Annotated in this window: 20 protein-coding genes; 13 read left to right on the forward strand and 7 right to left on the reverse strand. The window is 73.0% G+C overall.

Going from position 1 to position 22933, the window contains the following annotated elements; genetic code table 11:
- Positions 1 to 22: 22 nt before the first annotated feature.
- The 5 genes from glf (at position 23) to J3P38_RS17175 (ending at position 8171) form a co-directional block, all read left to right on the forward strand.
- Positions 23 to 1231 carry a UDP-galactopyranose mutase gene (gene glf, locus J3P38_RS17155; RefSeq protein WP_246856404.1) on the forward strand — a complete coding sequence of 403 codons (1209 nt, stop codon included), beginning with the start codon at positions 23 to 25 and terminating at the stop codon, positions 1229 to 1231.
- A complete protein-coding gene (locus tag J3P38_RS17160) occupies positions 1228 to 3291 on the forward strand; it encodes a glycosyltransferase (RefSeq protein WP_210504511.1) in 2064 nt (687 codons plus the stop codon). Before glf ends, J3P38_RS17160 begins: the two co-directional genes overlap by 4 nt.
- Positions 3288 to 4244, forward strand: a complete 957-nt coding sequence (locus J3P38_RS17165; protein WP_210440238.1) for an ABC transporter permease — start codon at positions 3288 to 3290, stop codon at positions 4242 to 4244. Before J3P38_RS17160 ends, J3P38_RS17165 begins: the two co-directional genes overlap by 4 nt.
- Positions 4244 to 5050, forward strand: a complete 807-nt coding sequence (locus J3P38_RS17170) for an ABC transporter ATP-binding protein (protein WP_210440239.1) — start codon at positions 4244 to 4246, stop codon at positions 5048 to 5050. The genes J3P38_RS17165 and J3P38_RS17170 overlap by 1 nt, the downstream gene beginning before the upstream one ends.
- Before the next feature lie 397 nt (positions 5051 to 5447).
- Positions 5448 to 8171, forward strand: a complete 2724-nt coding sequence (locus J3P38_RS17175; RefSeq protein ID WP_210504513.1) for an FG-GAP-like repeat-containing protein — start codon at positions 5448 to 5450, stop codon at positions 8169 to 8171.
- Positions 8172 to 8200: 29 nt separating this feature from the next.
- Here the strand turns inward: J3P38_RS17175 and J3P38_RS17180 are convergent, their stop codons facing one another.
- The 4 genes from J3P38_RS17180 to cofD all read right to left on the reverse strand — a co-directional run bounded on the left by J3P38_RS17180 (position 8201) and on the right by cofD (position 11726).
- Positions 8201 to 8932: a TIGR03089 family protein gene (locus tag J3P38_RS17180; RefSeq protein WP_210504515.1), complete on the reverse strand. Its 732-nt coding sequence runs from the start codon at positions 8930 to 8932 to the stop codon at positions 8201 to 8203.
- Positions 8933 to 8945: 13 nt separating this feature from the next.
- Complete coding sequence (locus tag J3P38_RS17970; RefSeq protein WP_210504517.1) at positions 8946 to 9683, reverse strand: DUF3105 domain-containing protein; 738 nt, start codon at positions 9681 to 9683, stop codon at positions 8946 to 8948.
- A 91-nt stretch (positions 9684 to 9774) separates the two neighbouring features.
- On the reverse strand, positions 9775 to 10686 hold the full coding sequence (gene cofE / locus J3P38_RS17190; RefSeq protein WP_210440243.1) for a coenzyme F420-0:L-glutamate ligase: 912 nt from the start codon (positions 10684 to 10686) through the stop codon (positions 9775 to 9777).
- Positions 10683 to 11726, reverse strand: a complete 1044-nt coding sequence (gene cofD / locus J3P38_RS17195; RefSeq protein ID WP_210504519.1) for a 2-phospho-L-lactate transferase — start codon at positions 11724 to 11726, stop codon at positions 10683 to 10685. The genes cofE and cofD overlap by 4 nt, the downstream gene beginning before the upstream one ends.
- A gap of 123 nt (positions 11727 to 11849) precedes the next feature.
- Here cofD and J3P38_RS17200 point away from each other — a divergent pair, with 123 nt between their 5' ends.
- The 3 genes from J3P38_RS17200 to J3P38_RS17210 all read left to right on the forward strand — a co-directional run bounded on the left by J3P38_RS17200 (position 11850) and on the right by J3P38_RS17210 (position 16511).
- On the forward strand, positions 11850 to 12107 hold the full coding sequence (locus J3P38_RS17200; RefSeq protein WP_056605988.1) for a WhiB family transcriptional regulator: 258 nt from the start codon (positions 11850 to 11852) through the stop codon (positions 12105 to 12107).
- A 62-nt stretch (positions 12108 to 12169) separates the two neighbouring features.
- Positions 12170 to 15106, forward strand: coding sequence for a glycosyltransferase (locus J3P38_RS17205; RefSeq protein WP_210504521.1), 2937 nt, complete (start codon positions 12170 to 12172; stop codon positions 15104 to 15106).
- Positions 15099 to 16511 carry a DUF5719 family protein gene (locus J3P38_RS17210; protein ID WP_210504523.1) on the forward strand — a complete coding sequence of 471 codons (1413 nt, stop codon included), beginning with the start codon at positions 15099 to 15101 and terminating at the stop codon, positions 16509 to 16511. The genes J3P38_RS17205 and J3P38_RS17210 overlap by 8 nt, the downstream gene beginning before the upstream one ends.
- Here the strand turns inward: J3P38_RS17210 and J3P38_RS17215 are convergent.
- Positions 16508 to 16951: a metallopeptidase family protein gene (locus tag J3P38_RS17215; protein WP_307807980.1), complete on the reverse strand. Its 444-nt coding sequence runs from the start codon at positions 16949 to 16951 to the stop codon at positions 16508 to 16510. The two genes, J3P38_RS17210 and J3P38_RS17215, sit on opposite strands and share 4 nt — an antisense overlap.
- A 49-nt stretch (positions 16952 to 17000) precedes the next feature.
- Between J3P38_RS17215 and J3P38_RS17220 the strand changes: the two genes are divergently transcribed.
- From J3P38_RS17220 to J3P38_RS17230, 3 genes are read left to right on the forward strand one after another with little or no spacing between them, the layout of a single operon-like run.
- Positions 17001 to 17363, forward strand: a complete 363-nt coding sequence (locus J3P38_RS17220; protein WP_210440247.1) for a DUF3499 domain-containing protein — start codon at positions 17001 to 17003, stop codon at positions 17361 to 17363.
- Between the two features lie 15 nt (positions 17364 to 17378).
- Entirely contained in the window at positions 17379 to 17555 is a 177-nt protein-coding gene (locus J3P38_RS17225; RefSeq protein WP_307807981.1) for a Trm112 family protein, read from the forward strand.
- 13 nt (positions 17556 to 17568) lie between these two features.
- Entirely contained in the window at positions 17569 to 18600 is a 1032-nt protein-coding gene (locus J3P38_RS17230; protein ID WP_210440248.1) for an SIS domain-containing protein, read from the forward strand.
- 101 nt (positions 18601 to 18701) lie between these two features.
- Here the strand turns inward: J3P38_RS17230 and J3P38_RS17235 are convergent, their stop codons facing one another.
- Positions 18702 to 19049: an HIT domain-containing protein gene (locus tag J3P38_RS17235; protein ID WP_210504524.1), complete on the reverse strand. Its 348-nt coding sequence runs from the start codon at positions 19047 to 19049 to the stop codon at positions 18702 to 18704.
- A gap of 122 nt (positions 19050 to 19171) precedes the next feature.
- Between J3P38_RS17235 and J3P38_RS17240 the strand changes: the two genes are divergently transcribed.
- The gene (locus J3P38_RS17240; protein WP_210504526.1) at positions 19172 to 19768 is read left to right on the forward strand and encodes a hypothetical protein; all 597 of its coding nucleotides are present in this window, start codon (positions 19172 to 19174) and stop codon (positions 19766 to 19768) included.
- Between the two features lie 206 nt (positions 19769 to 19974).
- On the opposite strand, the gene J3P38_RS17245 is transcribed toward J3P38_RS17240, so the two are convergent.
- Positions 19975 to 21402 (reverse strand): HNH endonuclease, encoded by a 1428-nt coding sequence (locus J3P38_RS17245; protein ID WP_210504528.1) that lies wholly within the window; start codon positions 21400 to 21402, stop codon positions 19975 to 19977.
- 283 nt (positions 21403 to 21685) lie between these two features.
- On the opposite strand from J3P38_RS17245, the gene J3P38_RS17250 reads away from it, so the two are divergent.
- Entirely contained in the window at positions 21686 to 22876 is a 1191-nt protein-coding gene (locus tag J3P38_RS17250) for a DUF808 domain-containing protein (RefSeq protein ID WP_210504530.1), read from the forward strand.
- The last annotated feature ends 57 nt before the right edge of the window (positions 22877 to 22933 follow it).

The raw sequence follows: 22933 nt of genomic DNA on the forward strand, positions 1-22933 counted from the left end.
TCTCACCCAAGGAGTTCATCCCTTGTCCCAGGGCCCCACCACCGTCACGGACCAGCTGCCCGACCTCGTCGTCGTCGGCGCCGGCCTGTTCGGCCTCACGATCGCCGAGCGGTGCGCCGAGGAGCTCGGCCTCCGCGTGCTGATCCTCGAGCGCCGCAGCCACCTCGGCGGCAACGCGTACTCCGAGCGCGACCCCGAGACCAACGTCGAGGTGCACAAGTACGGTGCGCACCTCTTCCACACCTCCAACGAGCGGGTGTGGGAGTACGCCAACCGGTTCACCTCGTTCACCGACTACCGGCACCGGGTCTTCGGCAAGTACCAGGGGCAGGTCTACTCCCTGCCGATGAACCTCGCCCTGATCAACCAGTTCTTCGGCAGGTCGCACACCCCCGACGAGGCCCGGGCCCTCATCGCGGAGCAGTCCAGCGAGATCGCCACCGAGGACGCCTCGAACCTCGAGGAGAAGGCGATCAGCCTCATCGGCCGCCCGCTCTACGAGGCGTTCATCAAGGGCTACACCGCCAAGCAGTGGCAGACCGACCCGACCGAGCTGAGCGCCGACATCATCACGCGGCTGCCGGTGCGCTACACCTTCGAGAACGGCTGGTTCAGCGACACCTACGAGGGCCTGCCGGTCGACGGCTACACCGCCTGGCTGACGAAGATGGCCGACCACCCGAACATCGAGGTCCGCCTCGAGACCGACTTCTTCGCAGTGGCCGACGACTACAAGGGCAAGATCCCGATCGTCTACACCGGCCCGGTCGACGAGTACTTCGGCAACGCCGAGGGCCGCCTGTCGTGGCGCACGGTCGACCTCGAGGAGAGCGTCGTCGACACCGGCGACTTCCAGGGCACCGGCGTGGTCAACTACAACGACCAGGACGTGCCGTACACCCGCATCATCGAGTTCAAGCACTTTCACCCCGAGCGCGAGCGGACGCACCTGCCGGGCAAGAGCGTGATCGTCCACGAGTACAGCCGCTTCGCCGAGGAGGGCGACGAGCCCTACTACCCGGTGAACACCGCCGAGGACCGCGCCAAGCTGCTGAAGTACCGCGAGCGCGCCAAGGCCGAGCCGATGGTCCTCTTCGGCGGCCGCCTCGGCACCTACAAGTACCTCGACATGCACATGGCGATCGGTTCGGCGCTGTCGATGTACGACAACAAGCTCAAGCCGCACTTCACCGAGGGTGCCGAGCTGACGAGCGGAGGCATCGACGCATGACCACCACCAGCCAGACCACCGCCACGGGGACCGCGCCCGCCGCGGCCGGCACCGTGACCCGGCTGCTCCAGCGGCAGATCCTGCCCCTGGACCGCGACACCGACGTCTTCCCGCTCTACGTCGACCCGGAGGAGGCCAAGCTCGACACCGACCGCTACGCGGTGGGCGGCAACAAGGCGGCCAAGGACCTCAACAACGCGGCGATCCGCCAGTCGACCTCCACCGGCCGCAAGCTGCACCCCGACCAGATCCGCTCGCGCACCGCGCTGCGGCTCGAGCCGTCGCAGCTGCTGTCCTTCGGCACCTACTTCAACGCTTTCCCGGCGTCCTACTGGCGCCGCCACACCGTCGTGACCGAGGTCGAGCTCACGGTCTCCGTCACCGGTGCCGGCTCGGTCGTCACGGTCTACAAGTCGATGGCCCGCGGCCACTCGCAGCGGGTGGACGCCGCGACGGTCGAGGGCGACTCCGGCTCGTTCACGTTCGTCCTGCCGCTCAAGCCGTTCGTCGACGGCGGCTGGTACTGGTACGACGTCGTCGCCGGCGACGACGGCGCCACGGTCGAGGGCGCCGAGTGGACCGCGCAGGTCCCGGCCGACCGCGCCGAGCACGGCACGGTCGACGTCTGCATCACCACGATGCTGCCCGACATGAGCGCCCAGCTCCTCGGCCAGCTCGGCGCGGCCGAGGAGCTCCAGCCCTACCTCGACACCGTGTTCGTGATGGACCAGGGCAAGGACAAGGTCACCGGCAGCGAGTTCTTCCCGGCCGCGCAGGAGGGCCTCGGCGACAAGCTGCGGGTCATCGTGCAGGGCAACCTCGGAGGCTCCGGAGGCTACGCCCGCGGCCAGCTCGAGAGCGTCCGCAAGGGCACCGCGACGTACGCCATGATGATGGACGACGACGTGGTCTGCGAGCCCGAGGGCATCATCCGCGCGGTCACCTTCGGCGACCTGGCCAAGCGGCCGACGATCGTCGGTGGCCACATGTTCAACCTCTACAGCCGCTCCGAGCTGCACTCCTTCGGTGAGATCGTCCAGCCGTGGCGCTTCTGGTGGCAGACCCGCCTCGACGGCTACAGCCAGTGGGACCTCGGCGCGCGCAACCTGCGCTCCTCGCGGTGGCTGCACAAGCGCGCCGACGTCGACTTCAACGGCTGGTTCATGTGCCTGATCCCGCGCGTGGTCCTCGAGGAGGTCGGTCTCTCGCTGCCGGTCTTCATCAAGTGGGACGACTCCGAGTTCGGCCTGCGCGCCAAGGAGGCGGGCTACCCGACGGTGTCCTTCCCGGGCGCGGCCGTGTGGCACGTGCCGTGGACCGACAAGAACGACGGGGTGGACTGGCAGTCGTACTTCCACCACCGCAACCGCATCATCGCCGCCCTGCTGCACTCGCCCTACGAGCGCGGCGGCCGGATGGTGCGCGAGAGCTTCAACCACCAGGTCAAGCACCTGGCCTCGCTGCAGTACTCCACCGCCGAGCTGCGCCACCTGGCGATGGAGGACGTGCTGCGCGGCCCGCACGCACTGCATGGCGAGCTGGCGACGAAGCTCGCGGAGGTCAACGCGTTCCGCAAGCAGTTCTCCGACGCCCAGCTCCACACCGACCGTGACGAGCTGCCCCCGGTGCGCCGCAAGAAGCCGCCCAAGAAGGGCAAGTCCGACATCGAGATCCCCGGCCGGCTCAGCACCCTCGTCGCCGCCGGCCTGGCCCCCCTGCGCCAGCTCCGCCCGGTGCGCGAGATGGCGCAGGAGTTCCCGGAGACCGAGCTGAGCGCGATGGACGCCGGCTGGTACAACCTCGTCAAGTACGACTCCGCGGTCGTGTCGATGAACGACGGCAGCTCGGTCGCGTTCTACCGCCGCGACCCGGCTCGCTACCGCGACCTGATGAAGCGCACGATCGACATCCACCGTCGCTTCCACCGCGAGTGGCCCGAGCTCGCCCGGCAGTACCGCGAGTCCCTCGGCGCGATCACGTCCCCCGAGGCCTGGGAGAAGACGTTCGCCCCGTGGACGGACGCTGCGCCGGCGACGGCCCCCGACGGGAAGGACGGGTGAGCCAGCCCGGCGACACCCGCCCGGTCGAGGTCCGACACGACCTGGCCCACGTGCCGCTGTCGCCGCCGTCGCGGACGTCGGGCGTGCTCGAGGTGTTCCGGCGTCGCTACCTGCTGCGGCTCATGGTGCGCCGGGAGATCCGGGCGCGCTACGCCGGTACGGCGTTCGGCCTGGCGTGGTCGTACATCAACCCGTTCACCCGGTTCCTCACCTTCTACTTCGTCTTCGGCCTGCTGCTGGGTCGGGGGATGGGGCTGGAGAACTTCGCGATCCACCTGTTCGCGGGCATGGTGCTGGTCAACTACTTCACCGAGTCCGTGACCGCCGGCACCCGCTCGCTGCTCGCCAACAAGGGCGTGATCGCCAAGATGGCGATGCCGCGGGAGATGTTCCCGGTGGCGTCGATGCTCGTCTCGCTGTGGCACGCCGTGCCGCAGCTGATCATCCTCGTCGCCGCGTGCCTGGCCACCGGCGTCTTCGGCGACGGCCCGATGTGGGTGCCGGACGCCGTCGGGATGGGGGCGGCGTTCCTCGGCTTCCTGCTGATCATGGTCTACGGCACGGCCGCGGGGCTGATGTTCTCCTGCGTGAACGTGATCTTCCGCGACTTCCAGCGGATCGTGCAGACGTTCATCAACATCGTGCCGTTCACGGTGCCGATGATGTACCCCTACCACCTCATCGCCGACGGCGAGCGGATCCCGGCGGAGTACCACGACCTCTACGTCGCCAACCCCGTCGCCGAGGCGGTCATGCTCATCCAGCGGGGGTTCTGGTACCCCACGTGCGAGGGCCGGTGCGCCGTCGACCCCGCCACCGGGGCCGAGCTGCCGGAGTTCGTCTCCGACCTCTACACCCGCGGCTTCGTGATGCTGGGCATCGGCCTGGTGCTGCTCGCCCTGTCGCAGTTCGTCTTCTCCCGGCTGGAGAAGACCGTCCCGGAGCGCCTGTGATGACGCTCTCGCCCACGACGTCGATCGTCGTCGACAACGTCTCGAAGACGTTCCGCTACCAGTCGCACCCGACGCTGAAGAAGGTCCTGCAGGGCAAGTTGCGCGGGCAGTCGACCAGCGAGACGTTCAAGGCCCTCGACGGGGTCTCCTTCCAGGTGCAGCAGGGGGAGTCCATCGGCCTGATGGGTCTCAACGGCTCCGGCAAGTCCACCCTGCTCAAGCTCGTGAGCGGCGTCATGCGCCCCGACCAAGGCGAGGTCCTCACCCGGGGCCGGATCTCCGGCCTCATCGCGACCGGCGCCGGGTTCCACAACGAGCTCACGGGCCGCGACAACATCTACATGAACGCCGCGATGCTCGGCATGTCGAAGGAGGAGACCGACGCGAAGTTCGACGACATCGCCGCCTTCGCCGACGTCGGCCGCTTCCTCGACACCCCGGTCGGCAACTACTCCTCGGGCATGTTCGCCCGGCTCGGGTTCTCCGTGGCCGTGCACGTCGACTGCGACATCTTCATCGCCGACGAGGTCCTCGCGGTGGGGGACCGGCCGTTCAAGCGCAAGTGCCTCAAGCGCATGAAGCAGATCCGCGAGTCCGGCATCACGATGTTCTACGTCAGCCACTCCGCGGGCTCGGTGAAGCGCATGTGCGACCGGGCGATCGTCCTGGAGAAGGGCCGCCTCGGCTTCGACGGCGACGTCGACGAGGCGATCAAGTTCCTCCACTACGACGGCGACGACGACGAGCCCGACGGCGAAGAGGTCGAGGAGGACGAGCGCGACGACGCGCTCGCCAGCGACATCTGAGCCCCGCCTGCTGGCCCCCCGGTCGCCCCTGCGCCCCCGCCCCGCCCCGCCGCGCCCGGAGGCCCTCGCCGGCGGGTAACGCCACCGGACGCGCACTCCCGCCCCCACCGGTGAGGGCGGGAGTGCGGGTTCGGTGGCGTTACCCGGGGCGGCGGTGACGCGAGGGGAGGCAGCGACAAGGCAGCGACCGGGGGAGGCGAGGGGCGGCAGCGGGGGCGGACTCAGGCGCATTCGCGGGCGCCGACGGGGCGGAAATCGGATAAATTGCACGGATGTAGCGGCGTGTCGACTGGAAATTACACGTCTGTAGTTACTCAGAAACCCTTCCGTGACTGATGTGACTGGTGTGAAACTCCTGCCTTGTGTGACCTTCCCCCACACAGGAGTAGAGATTTTCATGCGACCTCTTCAGGCCCGTCTCGTCACCCTCTGCCAGCAGGTGCTGGCCCTGGGCGTCGTCCTCGTCGTGCTCACCCCGGCCTCCGGCGTGGTGTCCCTCGACATCGTCGGTGAGCGCCCCGTCGACCGGTCCTCCGGCACGGCCGGGGGCCAGTCTGCGCCCGCCGAGCTGGTGTCGGCCACGGTGCCGACGTCGGCGGTCGAGCCGACCGTCACCGAGGTGCCGCTCACCGGTGCGTCCGGCGGGTTCGCCGGACTGCGCGGTCGTACGGTCGCCGGCGGCGCCACCGCGGCCCGCGTGGTGAGCACCCCACAGGCGGTCACCGACCTCTCTGCCGTCGGCGTCACCTGGGACGGCGGCGCGCAGCTCGAGGACGACCAGATCTCGCTGCGCGTGCGCACCCGCACCGGCGAGGAGTGGAGCGCCTGGCAGGACCTGGAGTACCACGACGAGCACGGTCCCGACCCCGACAGCGCCGAGGCGGCCTCCGCCCGGCCGGGCACCGAGCCGACCTTCGTCGGCGACGTGGACGACGTCCAGGTCCAGGCGGCCACCGACGGCGTCGCGCTGCCCGACGACCTCTCGCTGGCGATCGTGGACCCGGGCCAGGCCCGCGCGAGCGAGACCGAGGCGCCGGCCGACCGATCCTCCGGCGAGGACACCGACGGGTCCTACGACGCGGAGTACGGCGCCGACGCCGGCGCCGACGGCTCGGACGACCTCGTGCTCCAGGCGGCTCGGGCGCGGACGGTCGCACAGCCGACGATCTTCTCGCGGGCCCAGTGGGGCGCGGACGAGAGCATCCGCAACAAGGGCTCCCTGCGCTACGGCACGATCAGCGGCGGCTTCGTCCACCACACCGTCAACGCGAACAACTACACCGAGGCCCAGGTCCCCGCCCTCATCCGCAGCATCTACGCCTACCACGTGAAGTCCCGCGGCTGGAGCGACATCGGCTACAACTTCCTCGTCGACCGCTTCGGTCGAATCTGGGAGGGCCGCTACGGCGGCATCGACAAGCCGGTCGTCGGCGCGCACACGCTCAACTACAACGACTACTCGTTCGCGATGTCGGCCATCGGCAACTTCGACGTGGTGCAGCCGCCGGACGTGATGCTCCGCGCCTACGGCCAGCTCTTCGCCTGGAAGCTGTCGCTGCACGGGGTGAACCCGGCCTCGACCAACCAGAGGATCGGCCGTGGCACCTTCCCGGCGATCAACGGCCACCGCGACGCGGGGTCCACGGCCTGCCCCGGCAGGTACCTCTACGCGCAGCTGCCGCTCATCCGGACGTACGCCACCCAGGCCGCTCCGGTCACGCCGACGGTGCAAGCGGTCGCGGTGTCCGCCCCGAACCCCCAGAACAACCTCGACGCGTCGCCCTACCCGGACCTCGTCGTGCGCCGCGCCTCCGACGGTCGGGGCCTCGTGCTCCCGACGGGCGGCCTGACGTCGTTCCAGAAGCGCATCGTGGTGGGCAAGCGCGGCTGGGACAAGCCGGCCGAGGTCCTGGTGTCACCCGACCTCACCGGCGACCAGCTGGCCGACCTGGTGACGCTCGACCGGTCGGGCGTCGCGCGGATCCGCGCCGGCAAGGGCAACGGCAAGTTCGGGAAGACCACCCGCAAGATGTCGCTGCGCCGGTACTCGCTGATCACGGCGGTCGGCGACATCGACGGCGACGGCCGCAACGACCTCGTGGCGCGATTCAAGGGTCGCCTCACCACGCTGACGGCGACGGGCAGGGGCGGCTTCGACCGTGACGTGACCCGCAAGGGCTACGGCAACTACCGGCAGATCATCGGGCCGGGCGACGTCAACGGCGACGGCCGGGCCGACCTCCTGCTGCGCACCAAGAACCGGCTGTTCCTGCAGACCGGCTACGGCACCGGCAGGTTCGCCCCGCCGGTGCGGGTCGCCGGGTCGTGGAGCGGCGTCAACCGCATGGTGGCCGGTGACTTCAACGGCGACGGCCGCTCCGACATCGTCGCCCGCTCCTCCAGCGGCAAGATGATGCTCCTGCCCGGTCGCGGCGACGGCACGTACGGTGCGGCGCTGGGCCCGGCGACGAACCTGAAGTCGATGCGCTGGATCACCGGCGTCAACCTGGTCGGCGGGCCCGGTGCCGACCTCATCGGCGCCGCGGGCAAGCAGCTCGTCGTCGTCGCCAACCGCGACACGTTCGAGCTCGGCGCCCCGATCGACACGGGCGTCTCCTTCGCGGGGATGGACCGCATCCTCAACGCCGGCGACGTCACCCAGGACGGGTTCGGCGACGTGGTCACGCGGGACGTCTCCGGCCGGCTCTGGCTCTTCGCCGGCAACGGCACCGGCGCACTGGCGGCCGGCCGGGTGCTGGGCAGCGGCTGGGGCCCCGTCGAGGGACTCACGGCGGTCGGCGACGTCACCGGCGACGGCAAGCCCGACCTGGTCGGTACGCCGGCCGGTGGCAGGCTGACCGTCTGGACCGGCACCGGCAGCGGGTTCGGGGCCGGCGTCCCGGTCAAGGGCGGGCTCCCGCGCCCGGCCGGCCTGCCCTCCGACCTGTCCGCCTTCGACTGGGTGCTCGGGGTGCAGGCGATGACGCTCAAGGGTCCGGGCGACTACATCGTGCGTGACCGCGCGAGCGGCGTGGCCTACGTGTACGGCGGCCGCAAGGCCGGCGTCTCGAGCCCCCGCGTGCTCGGTGAGGGTCTGGGGGCCTTCGACCTGGCCGGGTGACCGGCGGACCGGGGCAGCAGGGACCGCGATCAGGCCCGCGCCGTCGCCCGCTCGGCGTCGTAGACGCCGTCGAGGCGGGCCGGGTCGGGGTTGCGGACGAGGACCAGCGAGCCACCTCGTGCGAGGGGCTCGGTGAAGGTGGCCATTCCTGGTGGGGAAGCCGGGTCGGCCACCGAGAGAAGACGGCCGCCGTCGGTGAGACCGCTCCCGACGGCGGCCGTCAGGTCGTCGCCCCGGGGCGCGGCCGGCGCGAAGAGCTGGCGCTGGGTGAGCTCGTCGGTCGCGAGGTCGTCGGGGGTGGGCGGGTCCCACGCCGTGAAGCCGTCGGGCTGGGACCAGATCTCCACCCCGACGTCGTGCACGGCCGCGGGGAGCGGCTCGGCGAACCGCACGCCCAGCGGACGCAGGCTGCACGCGAGCACCGGCACCGAGCCGGCGCGGTCGGCCCACCCCACGAGCCCCTCCGGGCCGCACACCACGGCGTCCGGGTCGTCGCCGGACGTGACCCGCAGCCCGATCGTCCAGGCCGCTCCCAGGAACACCGGCGAGAGCCAGTGCGGGGGCAGGTCGACCCGCAGCGACATCCCGCGCTCGAGGTCGGCCACGTCGGTGAGCAGCCCGGACGCCTTGGCCACCCAGTTGGCGTACGTCGTCACCGACAGCTCGACCCGCTCGTCGGTGGCGTGGTCGTAGAAGGTGACCAGCGGTCGTCCGGGGTCGCGCCGCAGCTGGGCGGCGAGGACCTCGGCGAACGTCGTCACGTCAGGGTGTCGCTCACAGGACGGCGGGCTCCGAGGAGTCCATGTAGGGGTAGTCCTCCATGAACGTGTCGAGCGCGGCGCCGCTGACCTCGGAGCAGTACTGCCACACGCCGACCTGCTTGGACGGGTCGGTCTCGCCGACACCGCCGATGGACCAGTGGGTGAAGGCCACGTGCTGGCCCTTGGGGAACGCCTTGCCGTCCTCGGAGGTCCACGGCACGGCCTTGAACTTGTCGCGGAGGTTGGTGGTGCTGTCCAGCTTGGAGGCGATGCCGCGCAGGTCGTCCATCTGCTCGGGGTCGTCGGCGACGGTCTCGTCGTACCAGAGGATCGTGTAGCCGTGCTCGAGGTTGTGCACGAGCTCGCCGAGGTCGGGCCGGTCGGACGCCGTGTAGAGCTTGCGGTCGATGGTGTCCCACATGTTCCAGTGCGTGCCGAAGGCGGGCGGGGCGTCGGGGTACTCCATCGGCGTGCCGACCTCGACGTGGTCCTGGTTGCCCTCCGCGGGCTTGGTGGTCACCTTCTCGCAGGCCGAGGCCTTGGCGCCGATGTCGGACAGCGAGTCCGAGGCGTAGGCACGCAGGTCGTACCAGTCCTTGATCGGCTTGAACGCGGCCGCTCCCACGATGAGCACGGCGACGAGGACGCACACGCCCACGATGGCCATGCCGCGCCGGTTCTCGCGGCGGGACTGCTGGGAGCGGATGGAGTCGATGACCGCCTGACGGTCGGTCTTTGCCTGCTTGGCCACGGTGCTCGGTGTCTCTCGGTCGACTGCTGGGTGGGACTGCGGTGGCAGAGTCTACGTAGTCCCGGGTGATCCGACCCACACCACGTCGCGTTCAGCGGGGCGATCCGTCGCGCTCCCAGTCCTCGAGGCTCCATCCGTGGGCGAAGCAGACGGCCGCCAGCGCGGTCCGGTCGGCAGCCCGCGGGAGCCGGTCGAGGGCCGCAGCGAGCTCGTCGGCGGGTGCGCGCGCACCGAAGGCCTCGCGGTCCGCGGGGTCCCCGGCCAGCGCGCGTACGACGGCCTCGCGGGCGCCCCAGCCGAAGAGGTCGCCGCCCTCGGGGCGCACGAGCGACGTGGCGCCGGGTCCGTCCTCGCCGGGCGGCAGCACGAGGTCGCCGCGTCCCCGCACGACCGCGACGGGCCGGGCGGACAGCTTGCCCTGGGCGAGCTCGGCCGCCCCCGCGATCTCGTCGGCCACGGCGGGCAGGGTGACGGTGAGCAGGTTGCCGTGCGGGTCGGTGCGGCCGGCGTGGTCCTCGGCGACGCGCAGGCCGGCGGCACCGATCGCGATGTCGGTCTGGCCCTCGCGCCACGCCCGGCCCGCGGTGTCGGTCACCACCACGCCGACGTTGCGCCCGGTGCGTGCCCGCACCTCGCGGCGCAGGCTGCGCGCGGACGCGTCGGGGTCGAGCGGGAGCAGCACGACCGACCCCGCCTCCACGTTGGAGGCGTCCACGCCGGCCGCCGCCACGGTCAGCCCCAGGCGGGTGCGGACGATGCGTGTCGCCCCCCGCCGGGCCACCACGCGCACCGTCTCCTCCTCGATCGCCGCGTCCCGGCTGCCCACCCGGGTGCGGCCCTCGGCCTTGCTGACGACCTTGCTCGTCACGCACAGGACGTCGCCGTCCGCGAGGGCCGTCGCGTCGGCGGACCCGTGCGCGAGCGCGGCCAGCACCAGTCCGGCCAGGTCGTCGCCGGCGGCGACCTCGGGGAGCCCGTCGGGCGCCCACACCTCGAGCCTCACGCCGGCGCGCCGGAGACGAGCGAGACGGCCGCGGCGGCCATGGCGGCGGTCGCGGCGCGGTCACGCATCATGAGCGGGACGGCCGCCGCGCGCACGCCGGCCTCCTCCAGCAGCGGCAGCTGGGCGGCGTCGCGCTCGTCGACCAGCCAGCCGTCGAGGACGCCGCCGGCGGCGCGGGCACCGAAGTGGGTGCCGACCGCGGCGGCGCTGACCTCCACGCCGATGCTCGTGAGCATCTGCGCCGCCATGCCGTGCACGTGTGAGGCGCCGACGATGGGGGAGAGGCCGACGACCGGAGCGGCCGTGGCGCGCAGCGCGTCGCGGACACCGGGCACGCCGAGGATCGTGCCGACGGACACCACCGGGTTCGACGGCGGCAGCACGACGAGGTCGGTGTCGGCGATCGCGTCCAGCACGCCCGGCGCGGGCGCAGCGGTGTCCTGCCCGACGACGAGCACCGCCTCGGCGGGCACGGCGGCGCGCAGGCGCACCCAGTACTCCTGGAAGTGCACGACTCGGCGACCGCTCGCGCTGTCGGGATCCGCGATGGCGACGTGCGTCTCGACCCGGTCGTCCGTCATCGGCAGCAGCCGGACCCGTCCGCCGTGGACGTCGGAGAGCCAGCGCCGGCACAGCGCCTGCGTGACCTGCGAGAGCGTGTAGCCGGCCTCGAGCATCTGCGTGCGGACCAGGTGGGTGGCGATGTCGCGGTCCCCCAGGCCGAACCACGTCGGCTCGACGCCGTACGCCTCGAGCTCGGTGCGCGCGCTCCAGGTCTCGTCGCGGCGGCCCCAGCCACGCTCGACGTCGATGCCGTCGCCGAGGGTGTACATCACGGTGTCGAGGTCCGGGCACACCTTGAGGCCGTGGACCCACCAGTCGTCGGCGGTGTTGGCCACCACGGTCACCTCGGTCTCGGCCGAGCCGCCGGGCACGACCCCGGTGCGCAGCCCGTGGAGGAGTCCCTGGATGAACCTGGCGCCGCCGACACCGCCCGAGAGGACGGTCAGGCGGCGCAGCGGAGTCGCGGATGATGGCATAGGAACAGCCTGCCGGACGCAGAACGGCCATATCAGATCCGGGCTTGACTTGCAGTGTACGACAGGCATGTAATTCCCACAGTGTCGTTCAGTTCTGAAGACAGGGTCGAAAGGGCGTCAGCCATGAGAGCAGAACTGTTTCTTCTCGAGCCCGAGGGCGAGGAGTTCGGTTGGCAGGACCGCGCCTTGTGCGCGCAGACGGACCCCGAGGCGTTCTTCCCCGAGAAGGGCGGCTCCACCCGGGAGGCCAAGAAGGTCTGCCTGACGTGCGAGGTCCGCGACGACTGCCTGGAGTACGCACTGATGAACGACGAGCGCTTCGGCATCTGGGGCGGCCTGTCCGAGCGTGAGCGCCGCAAGCTGAAGAAGCGCGCCGTCTGAGGCCCTTCCGGCAGCTCTCCGGCGGTTTCAAGGAGCGCGGAGCGCCTCGCTAAGGTGCTCCGGTGACCGTCACAGCGCTTCTCGTCAGTCACGACGGGGCGCGATGGCTCCCAGCAGTCCTGACCGGTCTGATCGGGCAGACCCACCCGGTGGACCGTGTCGTGGTCGTCGACACCACGAGCCGCGACGACAGCGTCGACCTCGTCCGCGCCGCGCTCGGGCGCGCCGGGCTCGAGGCGCGCTCCGCGGTCGAGGTCGTCCCGGGCTCCACGAGCTACCCGGCAGCCGTGCGCCGTGGTCTGGACCTCGCCGCCGGCCTCCCGGGCTCCGAAGCCGACGCCGACGAGTGGATCTGGCTGCTCCACGACGACAGCAACCCCGAGCCCACCGCGCTGGCCGCCCTGCTGGCCGCGGCCGCCGAGCACCCGGACGCCGCGATCCTCGGCCCCAAGCTGCGCGAGTGGCCCTCGCTGCGCCGCCTGCTCGAGGTCGGCCTCACCATCACCGGCACCGGCCGGCGCGAGACCGGGCTCGAGCGGGGCGAGTACGACCAGGGCCAGCACGACGCGGTCCGCGAGGTGCTCGCCGTGAACACCGCCGGCATGCTCGCGCGCCGCCGGGTGCTGGAGTCGCTGGGCGGCCTCGAGGAGGAGCTGCCGATCTTCGGCAACGACATCGACTTCGGCTGGCGTGCCGCGTTGGCCGGCCACCGCACGCTGGTCGTCCCGCAGGCCGTGGTCTTCCACGCCGAGGCGGCCCACCGCGGCGTGCGGCGCACGCCCCTCACGGGGCGCCACACGCACTACCAGGAGCGCCGGGCGGCGCTGTTCACCTCGCTCGCCAACGTGTCCACGCGCGGCTTCGCGTGGCAGTACGTCCGGCTGTTCGTCGGCTCGCTCCTGCGCGTCGTCGGCTTCCTCGCCGTCCGCTCCGTCGGGGAGGCGCTCGACGAGCTGGCCGCCGCCCTGTCGGTGCACGGCCGGCCCGGGCAGCTGCGCGCCGCCCGCCGCGAGCGCGCACGGCGGCGGACGGGCGAGCCGCAGCAGGAGGCCGCGCGCCGCCTGCTGGCGCCGGCCTGGCTGCCCTACCGGCACGGATTGGACTTCCTCACCGACCTCGCCTCGGCCGCCACGAACCAGGCCGCCGACGTCGCCGAGCGGCGGCGGCTCGCGAGGGCCGCGGAGCCGGCACGGGTGCCGCCCGGGGAGCGGCGCGGCTCGTCCGCCTCGCGGGGTGAGGACGACGAGGAGGCCTACCTCACCGACACCGGCCTCGTGGCGCGGTTCTTCACCAACCCCGTGGCGGTGGTGCTGGTGCTCTTCGGGGTGCTCGCCCTCGTCGCGGGGCGGGAGGCCTTCGGCACGATCACCGGTGGCGCGCTCTCCCCGGTGCCGGAGTCGGCGGGGGACTGGTGGCGGCTGCACGTCACGACGTGGCACCCGCTCGGGACCGGCACCGACGTGCCGGCGCCCGCCTACGTGCTGCCGTTCGCGGTGGCCGCGTCGGTCCTGCTCGGCCACACCGGCGCGGTCGTCTCCGGCCTGATGCTGCTGGCCGTGCCGGTCGCCGCATGGGGCGCGTGGCGCCTGCTCAAGGTCGTGGGCCGGCTCGTCGACCCGCTCGGCCTGCCCCGCTGGCTCGTGGTGTGGGGGGCGCTGAGCTACGCCCTCGTTCCGGTCACGTCCGGCGCCTGGGCGGAGGGGCGGTTCGGCACGGTGGCGGTGGCCGCGCTGCTGCCGTGGGCCGCGCACGCGGCGCTGGGCTTCGTCGACCCCGACAGCGACCGGCGCTGGCGCGCCGCCTGGCGCACAGCCCTCCTGCTCGCGCTCGGCGCCGCCTTCGTGCCCGGCTTCTGGCTCTTCGCGCTGCTCGCGACCGCCGTGGTGCTGGGCTCGGCCGCGCTGATCGCGCCGCGGCTGCTGCGCGAGCGCGACAGCTGGGGACCGCCGGTGGTCGCGGTCGCGGCCACGCCGGTGCTGCTCGCGCCGTGGCTGCTCCCGCTGCTGACCACCGGCTCGGCGTCCGGGCTGCTCCTCGAGGCCGGCCGGCTGACCGTCGACCAGGTCACCTTCGGCGGCCTGGTGACCGGCCGGCTCAACGACCTCGGCGCCCCCTGGTGGCTCGGGGCGGTGCTCGGCCTGCTGGCGTTCGCGGCCCTGGTCCCACGACGTACCCGCGTGCCGGTGCTGATCTGCTGGCTGGTGGCCCTGGCGGCCGCCGTCGTGTCCGGCGTGCTCTCCCACGTGCGCCTGGACCTGCCGTCGGTCTCCACGCGGCCGAGCCTCGGCCTGTTCGTGGTGATCCTCCAGGGCACGGCGGTCGTCGCGGTCGTGCTCGGCGCCGACGCCTACCTGCGCCGCCTCGCCGACCACCACCCCTGGTGGCAGCGGGGGTTCGCCACCGTCCTCGCCGTCGTCGCCGCGGCCGTGCCGGTCGGCGGCCTCGGCTGGTGGCTGACCACCCCCGACAACGCCATGGCCCGCGACGCCGAGCAGGCGGTGCCGGTCTACATGCAGCAGAGCTCGCTGCTCGGCCAGGAGCACGGCGTGCTCGTGCTCGAGGGATCCGTCGACGACGGCATCGGCTACCGCATCCGGCGCGACGACGGCACGACGGTGGGGGAGGACGAGGTGCTCACCCTCGCCGACGAGGACACCGGGCTGACCGACGACGTTCGGGCGCTCGTGTCGTCGCCGACCCCCGCCGTCGTGGCCGCCCTGGGCGACCGGGGCGTGGAGTACGTCGTGCTCGGCTCACCGGCGGACGGACGGGTCTCCGCGCTCCTCGATGCCACCGCCGGTCTCGAGCAGGCGAGCGCCGAAGACCGCAGCACCCGGGCGTGGCGCGTCGACCGGCCGCTCGACCCGGCTGCCGTCGACGGCTCGGGGGCGTGGTGGCGCACCGCCCTGCTGGTGGTCCAGGCTGCGGCACTCGTGGTCGCCCTGGTGCTCGCCGCGCCGACCGTGCGGCAGCGCAGGGAGGTGCGCCGCGATGCCTGATCCCAGCAGCACGCCGCCCGCGACGTCCCCCGTTGCCGGCAGCCGTCGGCGCGCCGCCGTGGCGACCAGCCGGCGCCCGTCGCCGCTGACGGTGCTGGCCCTGGTCATCCCGCTGCTCACCGTCGCCGCGCTCGCGCTGGTCCGACCTGCCGACGAGCCGCCCGCCTCCTACGCCCCCGCCGGTGCGGCGCTCGACCGGTCGACGGCGGTCTGCCCCGCCCGGCTGCCGGGTGCGGACGAGGTGCGGTTCGGCAGCGCCAGCCTCGCCACGGGCGAGCTCCCCTTGAGGGTCGGGCCGCAGGAGGCCACCCAGGCCATGACCGACGGCACCGCGGCGCGCCGGGAGCGCGAGGCGGTCGTGGCCGGCGCCACCGGTGACCTCGCCCCCGGGCTGGTCCTGTCGCGGTCCGGCGCCGGGTCCGCCGTCGTCTGCGAGCCGCCAGCGCCCGAGCGCTGGTTCACCGGGGTCGGCGCATCGGCCGAGCATGCCTCGACCCTGACGCTCGTGAACCCCGACCGGGGACCTGCCGTCGCCGACGTGACCGTGTGGGACGGCAGCGGTCCCGTCGACGTGCCGGCGCTGCGGGGCGTCCGGGTGCCGGGCAGCCGGACGGCGTCCTTCGACCTCTCGGCCGTCGCCCCCAACCGTGACGCCCTCGCCGTCCGGGTGACGGTCTCGCGCGGGCGTCTCGCCTCCAGCGTCGTCGACGTCATCGACCCGGTCGGCCCCGGCCGGCCGGTGCGGGAGTGGCTGCCGGGGCAGGCCGCCCCCGCCTCGACGTCTTACGTCGCCGGGGTGGGCACGACGGCAGCCGACCGCGTGCTGACCCTGGCGAACCCCGGTGACAGCGAGGTGCGGGTCGCCCTCCAGCTCGTGAGCGAGGAGAGCGAGTTCACTCCCTCAGGCGTCGAGGAGGTGCCGCTGCCACCGGGGTCGGTCTCCGAGGTCGACCTCAGCGGCGTGCTGCGCGGTCGCACGCTGCGAGGCGTGCAGGCGCTGCGGCTCGAGGCCACCGGTCCGGTGACGGCGACCCTGCGCACCCGGACCGCCGCGGACCTCGCACTGGCGAGCGCCGGGACGACGGTCGGCACGGAGACGGCGGTCGCCCTTCCCGGCGGCGCGAAGCGGCTCGTCGTGACCGGTGCCAGCGCGCCCGGCGTGGTGACGCTGCAGGCGTGGGACGCGGACGGCCGTCCGGTCGTGCGCGAGCGGCGGGTCGAGGTCGACCCGGCCACCGCCTCACGGCTGCGGCTGCCCGACGAGGCCGTGCTGGCCCGCGTCCGCCTCCAGCGCACCGGAGCCGTGGTGGCGCTGGAGGTCAGCGACCGTGGGCTGTCGGTGCTGCCGCTGTCGCAGCTCGAGACGACCAGCGAGGTCCCGGACGTCCGACCCGCCCAGCGCTAGTCGTCGTCGCCGTACCTCTCGTCGACCTGCCCCGGCGCGAGGTTGAGCAGCTCGGCGAGCTGCTCGACGACGACCGTGTGCACCATCGCCTCCAGCTCGTCACGCGTGCTGGCCCGGTGCTCGATGGGGCGGCGGAAGATCACCAGCCGGGTCGGTGCCTGGCCCTTGCCGCGCACCAGCGACGACAGCGGCACGGTCTCGTCGCCCCAGTCGTCGGGCAGCATCGGCGTGTCCTCGACGGCGTACTCGACCAGACCGAGGTGGCGGTGCCAGCGCTCGTCCAGCGGGGTCACGACGTCGAGCACGAGCTGGTCGAAGCGCTGCCGCGCGGTCCGCAGCGCCGGGGTGCCCGGCACGGCGGGCAGCACTCCCGGCCCGCGCATGCCGCGGCCGCGCCGGTCCCGGGTCCGCGGCCTCACGTCGTCCACCCCGTCGCTCACGCCGCGAGCCTAAGCGTCGCGCGTGCGTGCGGCAGGTAGCGTCGGGCCCGTGAGCCTTGCCCGTCGTTGTTCGCGGACGGCGTGTGGCCGTCCGGCGGTCAACACGCTGACCTACGTCTACGCCGACCAGACCGCCGTCCTCGGTCCGCTCGCGACGTACGCCGAGCCCCACGCCTACGACCTCTGCGAGCCGCACAGCGAGCGGCTGTCCGCGCCCCGTGGCTGGGAGGTGCTCCGGCTCGCCCCGGACCCGAAGGCGCAGGGACCCAGCAGCGACGACCTGCTGGCGCTGGCCGACGCGGTGCGCGAGGCGGCGCGGCCGGCCCCGGCCCCCGTGCCGCTGCACTCCGCCGACGACCCGACGCGGGGCGCCAAGCGCGGGCACCTGCGGGTCCTCACGCCCACCGACTGACGTACTCTTCGGCACGTGAACATCGACGAGCAGCTGCTGAGCATCATCGTCTGCCCGGCCTGCCACGGCACGCTGTCGGAGTCCTCGTCCGGGGGCGTCGAGGAGCTCGTCTGCCAGGGGTGCGGCAACGCCTACCCGGTCCGCGACGACATCCCGGTGCTGCTCGTCGACGAGGCCCGCAAGCCCGACTGAGACGGGGACGGTCGTGGCGACGTGGTTCGACGAGGCCCGGCTCGATGACGCCGGTGTGCTGGAGACGGTGGACCTCCGGCTGCGCACGCTCGCCGAGAGCGGCGCGCGCGTGCGGCGCGAGGCGCACGAGGCGGCCACCGCGACGGCCCAGCTGATCGCGGCCGGCCGCGACGGCGAGCGGCCGCGTGCGGTGATCGCCGCCGGCCCGGACTCCCGGCTGCTGCGGGCGGTGCTCGAGCCGTGGTGTCCCGTGCCGTTCGTCGCCTGGCCCAACCCCGGCCTGCCCGGCTGGGCCGGGTCGCTCGACCTGGTCGTGATGCTGGCGCCCGAGGGCAACGACCACGGCTCGGCGTCGGCCGTCGCCGAGGCCGTGCGCCGCGGCGCGCAGGTCGTCGTGGCGTGCCCCGAGCGCTCCTTGGTCGGCGAGCACGCGGCGGGCCGGCACGTGACGGTGCTGCCGACGGTGACCGGCGACCAGCTCGCGACCGCCGTGGTGATGCTGGACTACCTCGCCCACGTGCACCTCGGTCCCCGCGCCGACGCCGAGTCGGTCGCCGCCTCCCTCGACGACGTCGCCACCAGCTGCTCACCGCACCGGGACCTCTCGGTCAACCCGGCCAAGATGCTCGCGATCGCGATGGCCGACACGAACCCGCTGGTGTGGGGCGGGTCGGTGCTCGCGGCCCGTGCGGCCCGCCGCCTGGCCGAGTCGCTGCGACGCACGAGCGGCCGGTCCGCGATCGCCGGCGACGCCGAGCACCTCCTGCCCGTCATCGAGGCGACCAAGCCGCACGACCTCTTCGCCGACCCGTTCGCCGACGAGCCCGGCGACCTGCGACCGCTCCTCCTGGTCCTCGACGACCGCTCCGACGACCCTGTCGTGCGGGAGCAGGCGGGCCAGCTGCGGGCGGCGGCGGCGCGGCACGGCGTACGCGTGGAGACGCTCGAGACCGAGGCCGACGCCGAGGTGGCGCGCTACGCGTCGCTGCTGCTGACCGGGACCTATGCCGCGGAGTACCTGCGCATCGGGCTGGTCGAGGACTGACTGCCCGGGGCGCCGCGAGCAGCCCGCGGCGGACCCGGCCCCAGGGCGGCGGCCGGGTGCGGCCATGTCCACGGAGCGAGTGTCACGCCCGGCACGGACGCTCAGTCGCGCTGCGGTCCCGAGTGCACGTGCACGTGCAGGTGCTTGGAGTCCTGGTAGCGGCCGAGGTTGGTCAGCACGGCCGCCGCGCCCTGCTCCTCCTCGACCCGTCGGGCCACCCGCTGCACGACCTCGAGCAGCGCGCGCACGTCGGGCTCGTCCGCCGCGCCGACGGTGGTGAACGACGCGATGTGCCGCCGCGGCACCACCACGACGTGGACCCGCCAGAACGGCCGGGTGTGGTGGTAGGCGAGCACCAGCTCGTCCTCGTGCACGACCTCCAGCGGCACGGCCCGCGGGATCGCCACGTCGCAGTAGAAGTCGTCCCCGGCGTAGGTGCCTGCACTCACGGTGGCAGCCTCGCAGGGCGGCGGGCGGGTCGTCGGCCCCTATTCTCGGCACAGGCGTACGGGCCGGCTCCGGTCTCATTGTCGGCGGAGGTGTCGGAGCCGCTGGACAGGAGGGATGCTCCGTGGCACGGCAGCTGCAGAACCGGGTCCTGGACCTGGTGGACGACGTGCTGAGCACGACGGTCCGCCGGGAGGTCGCTCCCGACTGGCTGAGGCGGCCCGGCGCCGTGGAGTGGCGACAGGCGTGGCCCACGGTGCAGGCCATCTATCGCGAGCTGACGGGCGGCACCCTCCCCGACACCATGCCGCCGCGTGAGCGCCGGAGCATCGACGCGGTGCTGTCGTCGCCAGACGGCGTCGAGCGCATCGTCGAAGTCGACGAGGTGCAGCACTTCACGCCGCCGCGCGCCAAGGCCTTTGCGCTGTACCCGCCAGGCACGGCCCTCGCCTTCGACCGGGTCGTGTGGACGGAGCGTGCAGCGGCCACCGCTCGGCTCCCGGGTGGCGGTTTCGCTCGGCCGTGCCCGCCGCTCCTCCCGGCCGCGGGTGGCAGGCACCTGCAGCGCGCGTTCCGCGACGCCCTCGCCGACCTGCTTCCGCTCCAGCACGGCTGGGCGCCCACCCTTCGTATCGGCGACTTCGAGGTCCGGACCTGGCTGGCTGACGACGATGCCCCCGAGCGGATGGAGGCGCTGCTGGCGGCGAAGGGTGTGGGCTGACGCGGGCTCGGCCGTGCGGCGGGTCGCTGGGCGAGGTGCTCCGCCGGCGGACGAGTGAGTGAGCGTCGGCCAGGGGCCGATCGGGGAGGGGCGGCCGCGATCGGTGGCCGGTGGAGGTGCTACGGCGCGTGTCACGAGGCCCGGTCGCGCCGCGCGGACATGCCGGTGGCCCCGCCGATGTCAGGTCGCCGGGGTGTGGGGCGGGGTCATGGTCGGTCGGGCGGCTGCGGCTCGGCGTCGGTGCTTGGGACGTGTGGCCCGGTGCCGGTGTGGTCGCGCAGGTACCGGTGGCCGTGGGGGCTGGTCCACTCGTAGACACCGTTGCCGGTCATGTCGTAGCGCCAGGCGGAGTGGGTCTTGAGCCGGTGGTGGCTGCGGCAGAGGGCGGCGAGGTTGTCGGTCTGCGTCGGCCCGGGCTGGGGTCGGCCCTCGGCCTCCGCGTCGTGGTCGTACGCGATGACGTGGTCGATGTCGCAGCTCCGAGCGGGCCGGCTGCAGTGCGGGAACACGCACGTCCGGTCGCGCAGGATCACCTGTTCGCGCAGTCGCGCGGGGATGTCGTAGCCGGGCGCGGACAGGTGGGCATTGACGTCGACGACCGGGGCGATGGTGACCTTGGTGCGGGTGTCGGCGCACCAGTCCTGCACCTGCGCCAGCAGCACGAGTCGCTGGCGTTCCTCAAGTCGGCCGGTGGTCTCGAACACGGTCTCGGTGCCGACGGTGGTGGCGTCGAAGTGGGCGTGCAGCACCACCTCACGCGCCACGGGTAGCCCGTCGGCGGTCTTCGTCGTGCCGGCGACCGCGGCGCCGTGGGCGAATAGGTCCAGCGCCGTCTGGGTGCGGGCGAGGTCACCGAGCGCTGCGGAGCGGCGGGCGTCGAGCGGCGCCTCGGACCCGAGGACCTTGAGCGTCTCGGCGCCGTGGGCGAGGGCGCGGTCCAGGTCGAGGGCGTCGGCGATGTCGAGCTCGGCCTCGAAACGCATCGTCCCCGCGTAGTGCACGTCGTCGGCATGGAGCGTGGCGTGGCGGTGGTCGACGTGCAGGTACCCGTCCTCGGGGTCGGTCGAGGGGTCGACCGCGGCGGCATCGTAGCGCTCGATGGTCTCGGCGACAAGCCGGTCGAGCTGCGCCGGCCCGATCCTGCCGGCGACGGCAGCGACCTGGGAGTCGACGTAGGCGGCGGCCTCGGGAGTCAGAGCCGGCGTGGTGTGGATCGTCGCCTCGGCGACCGCGCGCGCCCGCCAGGCCGGAACGCGGCCGGACTGCACCTGAGCCCACAGCCGGGGAAGGCGGTGGCGCAGCTCGAGGGCGTGGCCGACGAGCCGCTTCGCCGCCATCGTGGACGTGCCGAGGGCTGCGCCGAGCTCGGCGATGCTGAACTCGGCGACCATCGGGCAGCCCTCGCCGGCGATCGGGATCTCGACCTCGCAGCCCCACCGACCGTCGTCGGAGAACGTCGCCGCGTGGTGGATCGACTCGGGCGGGTGGAGGTCCGCCCACTGCGCCGCGAGGTCGAGCTGCCGGGCGGTGGCGGCGTTCTCGACGTCGCGGGCGTGGCGGATCGAGGCGAGCAGGCCGGCGGCTGAGGGGCCGTCTGCGCCGGTCGCGGTGGTCCGCTCCAACGACTCGATCATGTGTTCGATTCTACGCGGGCGCACCGACAGTCGGGTAGGGCTGTGGACGGTTGCCGGCCTACGAGTTCCACCGCGGAAACGCCAGGAGCGCCTGGGGGTCGGCTGGCACGCTGTCGTACGCGGACTGCCCGCACGTGATCACCCCAGCCGCGGTGGTCGGCGCCGAGGTCGCCGCCGTCGGTGCGCGGCCGGGCGCATCGTCGTCGGCATGGGCACGGGCCTGGGGTGGGGCTGTCGCCGATAGGCTGCGGATCGACCCGACCGACGACCCGAAGGACCGACCATGGCTGGCGGACTGTTCGCCCTCCTCGACGACGTCGCCGCGCTCGCACGCATCGCCGCAGCCGGCGTGGACGACGTGGGCGCGGCCGCCGCGCGGGCGAGCGCCAAGGCTGCGGGCGTCGTCGTGGACGACACCGCCGTCACCCCGCAGTACCTCCACGGGTCGGCCGCGGCGCGCGAGCTGCCGATCATCAAGAAGATCGCCATCGGCTCGCTGCGCAACAAGCTGCTCTTCATCCTGCCCGCGGCGGTGCTGCTCGGGCAGTTCCTGCCCGAGCTGCTGCCGGTGATCCTGATCTTCGGAGGCGCCTTCCTCGCCTACGAGGGCGCCCACAAGGTCCACGAGAAGCTCTTCCACCACACCACCGAGGCCGAGGAGGAGGTGTCGCCGGAGGGCGAGTTCACGCCCGAGCACGAGGCGCGCACCATCGCCCAGGCCGTCCGCACCGACTTCATCCTCAGCGCCGAGATCATGGTCATCGCGCTCAAGGAGGTCGTGGGCTCGGATCCCGACGCGACCATCTGGATGCGCGCGCTCATCCTGGCCGTCGTCGCGGTCCTCATCACGGTGCTCGTCTACGGCGTGGTCGCGCTCATCGTGAAGATGGACGACGTCGGCCTGCACCTCGCCGAGAAGCCGTCCCGGGGCTCGCAGCGCCTGGGACTCGCCCTCGTGACGGCGATGCCGCGACTGCTGGCCGCGATCTCGTTCATCGGCACGCTGGCCATGCTGTGGGTGGGCGGGCACATCTTCCTCGTCAGCTCCTACGAGATCGGCGGCCACGACGGCCTCCTCGAGGGGACGGGCATCGGCGACGTCCTGCACGCGCCGTACGACCTCCTGCACCACTGGGAGGAGGACGTGCACCACGCCGTCGGCGGGGCGCTCGGCTCCCTGCTCGGCTGGCTGCTCAACACCGTGGTCTCCGGGCTCGTCGGGCTCGTCGTCGGCGCCATCGTCCTGGCCGTCCTGCGAACCTTCGGCATCGGCGGCGGCCACGGGTCCGAGCACGGGTCCGGCCACGGGTCCGAGCACGGGTCCGAGCCCGGGGACGAGCACGGGAAGCACCACGCCGAGCAGCACGCCGCGGGGCACGTCGCCGGGGACGCTGACGGGGGCTCGCCGGAGTCGTCGGAGGGGCACGCGGGAGGACCTCCCGGAGAGGCTGCCGAGGATTCCCCGAATCGCTGAGAACGGTCCTACTCTCTTCTGGTCCGCGCGGGAGATCCCGACGATGCACAGATGTGC

Source organism: Nocardioides xinjiangensis, from assembly GCF_017916455.1.
GTDB lineage: Bacteria > Actinomycetota > Actinomycetes > Propionibacteriales > Nocardioidaceae > Nocardioides > Nocardioides xinjiangensis.

What these genes read in the sequence shown, in the direction of transcription:
- J3P38_RS17200 (WP_056605988.1), top strand. Translation starts at nt 11,850, where the DNA reads ATGAGAGCAGAACTGTTTCTTCTCGAGCCCGAGGGCGAGGAGTTCGGT.
- J3P38_RS17245 (WP_210504528.1), bottom strand. Translation starts at nt 21,402, where the DNA reads ATGATCGAGTCGTTGGAGCGGACCACCGCGACCGGCGCAGACGGCCCC.
- J3P38_RS17160 (WP_210504511.1), top strand. Translation starts at nt 1,228, where the DNA reads ATGACCACCACCAGCCAGACCACCGCCACGGGGACCGCGCCCGCCGCG.
- J3P38_RS17250 (WP_210504530.1), top strand. Translation starts at nt 21,686, where the DNA reads ATGGCTGGCGGACTGTTCGCCCTCCTCGACGACGTCGCCGCGCTCGCA.
- J3P38_RS17175 (WP_210504513.1), top strand. Translation starts at nt 5,448, where the DNA reads ATGCGACCTCTTCAGGCCCGTCTCGTCACCCTCTGCCAGCAGGTGCTG.
- J3P38_RS17210 (WP_210504523.1), top strand. Translation starts at nt 15,099, where the DNA reads ATGCCTGATCCCAGCAGCACGCCGCCCGCGACGTCCCCCGTTGCCGGC.
- J3P38_RS17170 (WP_210440239.1), top strand. Translation starts at nt 4,244, where the DNA reads ATGACGCTCTCGCCCACGACGTCGATCGTCGTCGACAACGTCTCGAAG.
- cofD (WP_210504519.1), bottom strand. Translation starts at nt 11,726, where the DNA reads ATGCCATCATCCGCGACTCCGCTGCGCCGCCTGACCGTCCTCTCGGGC.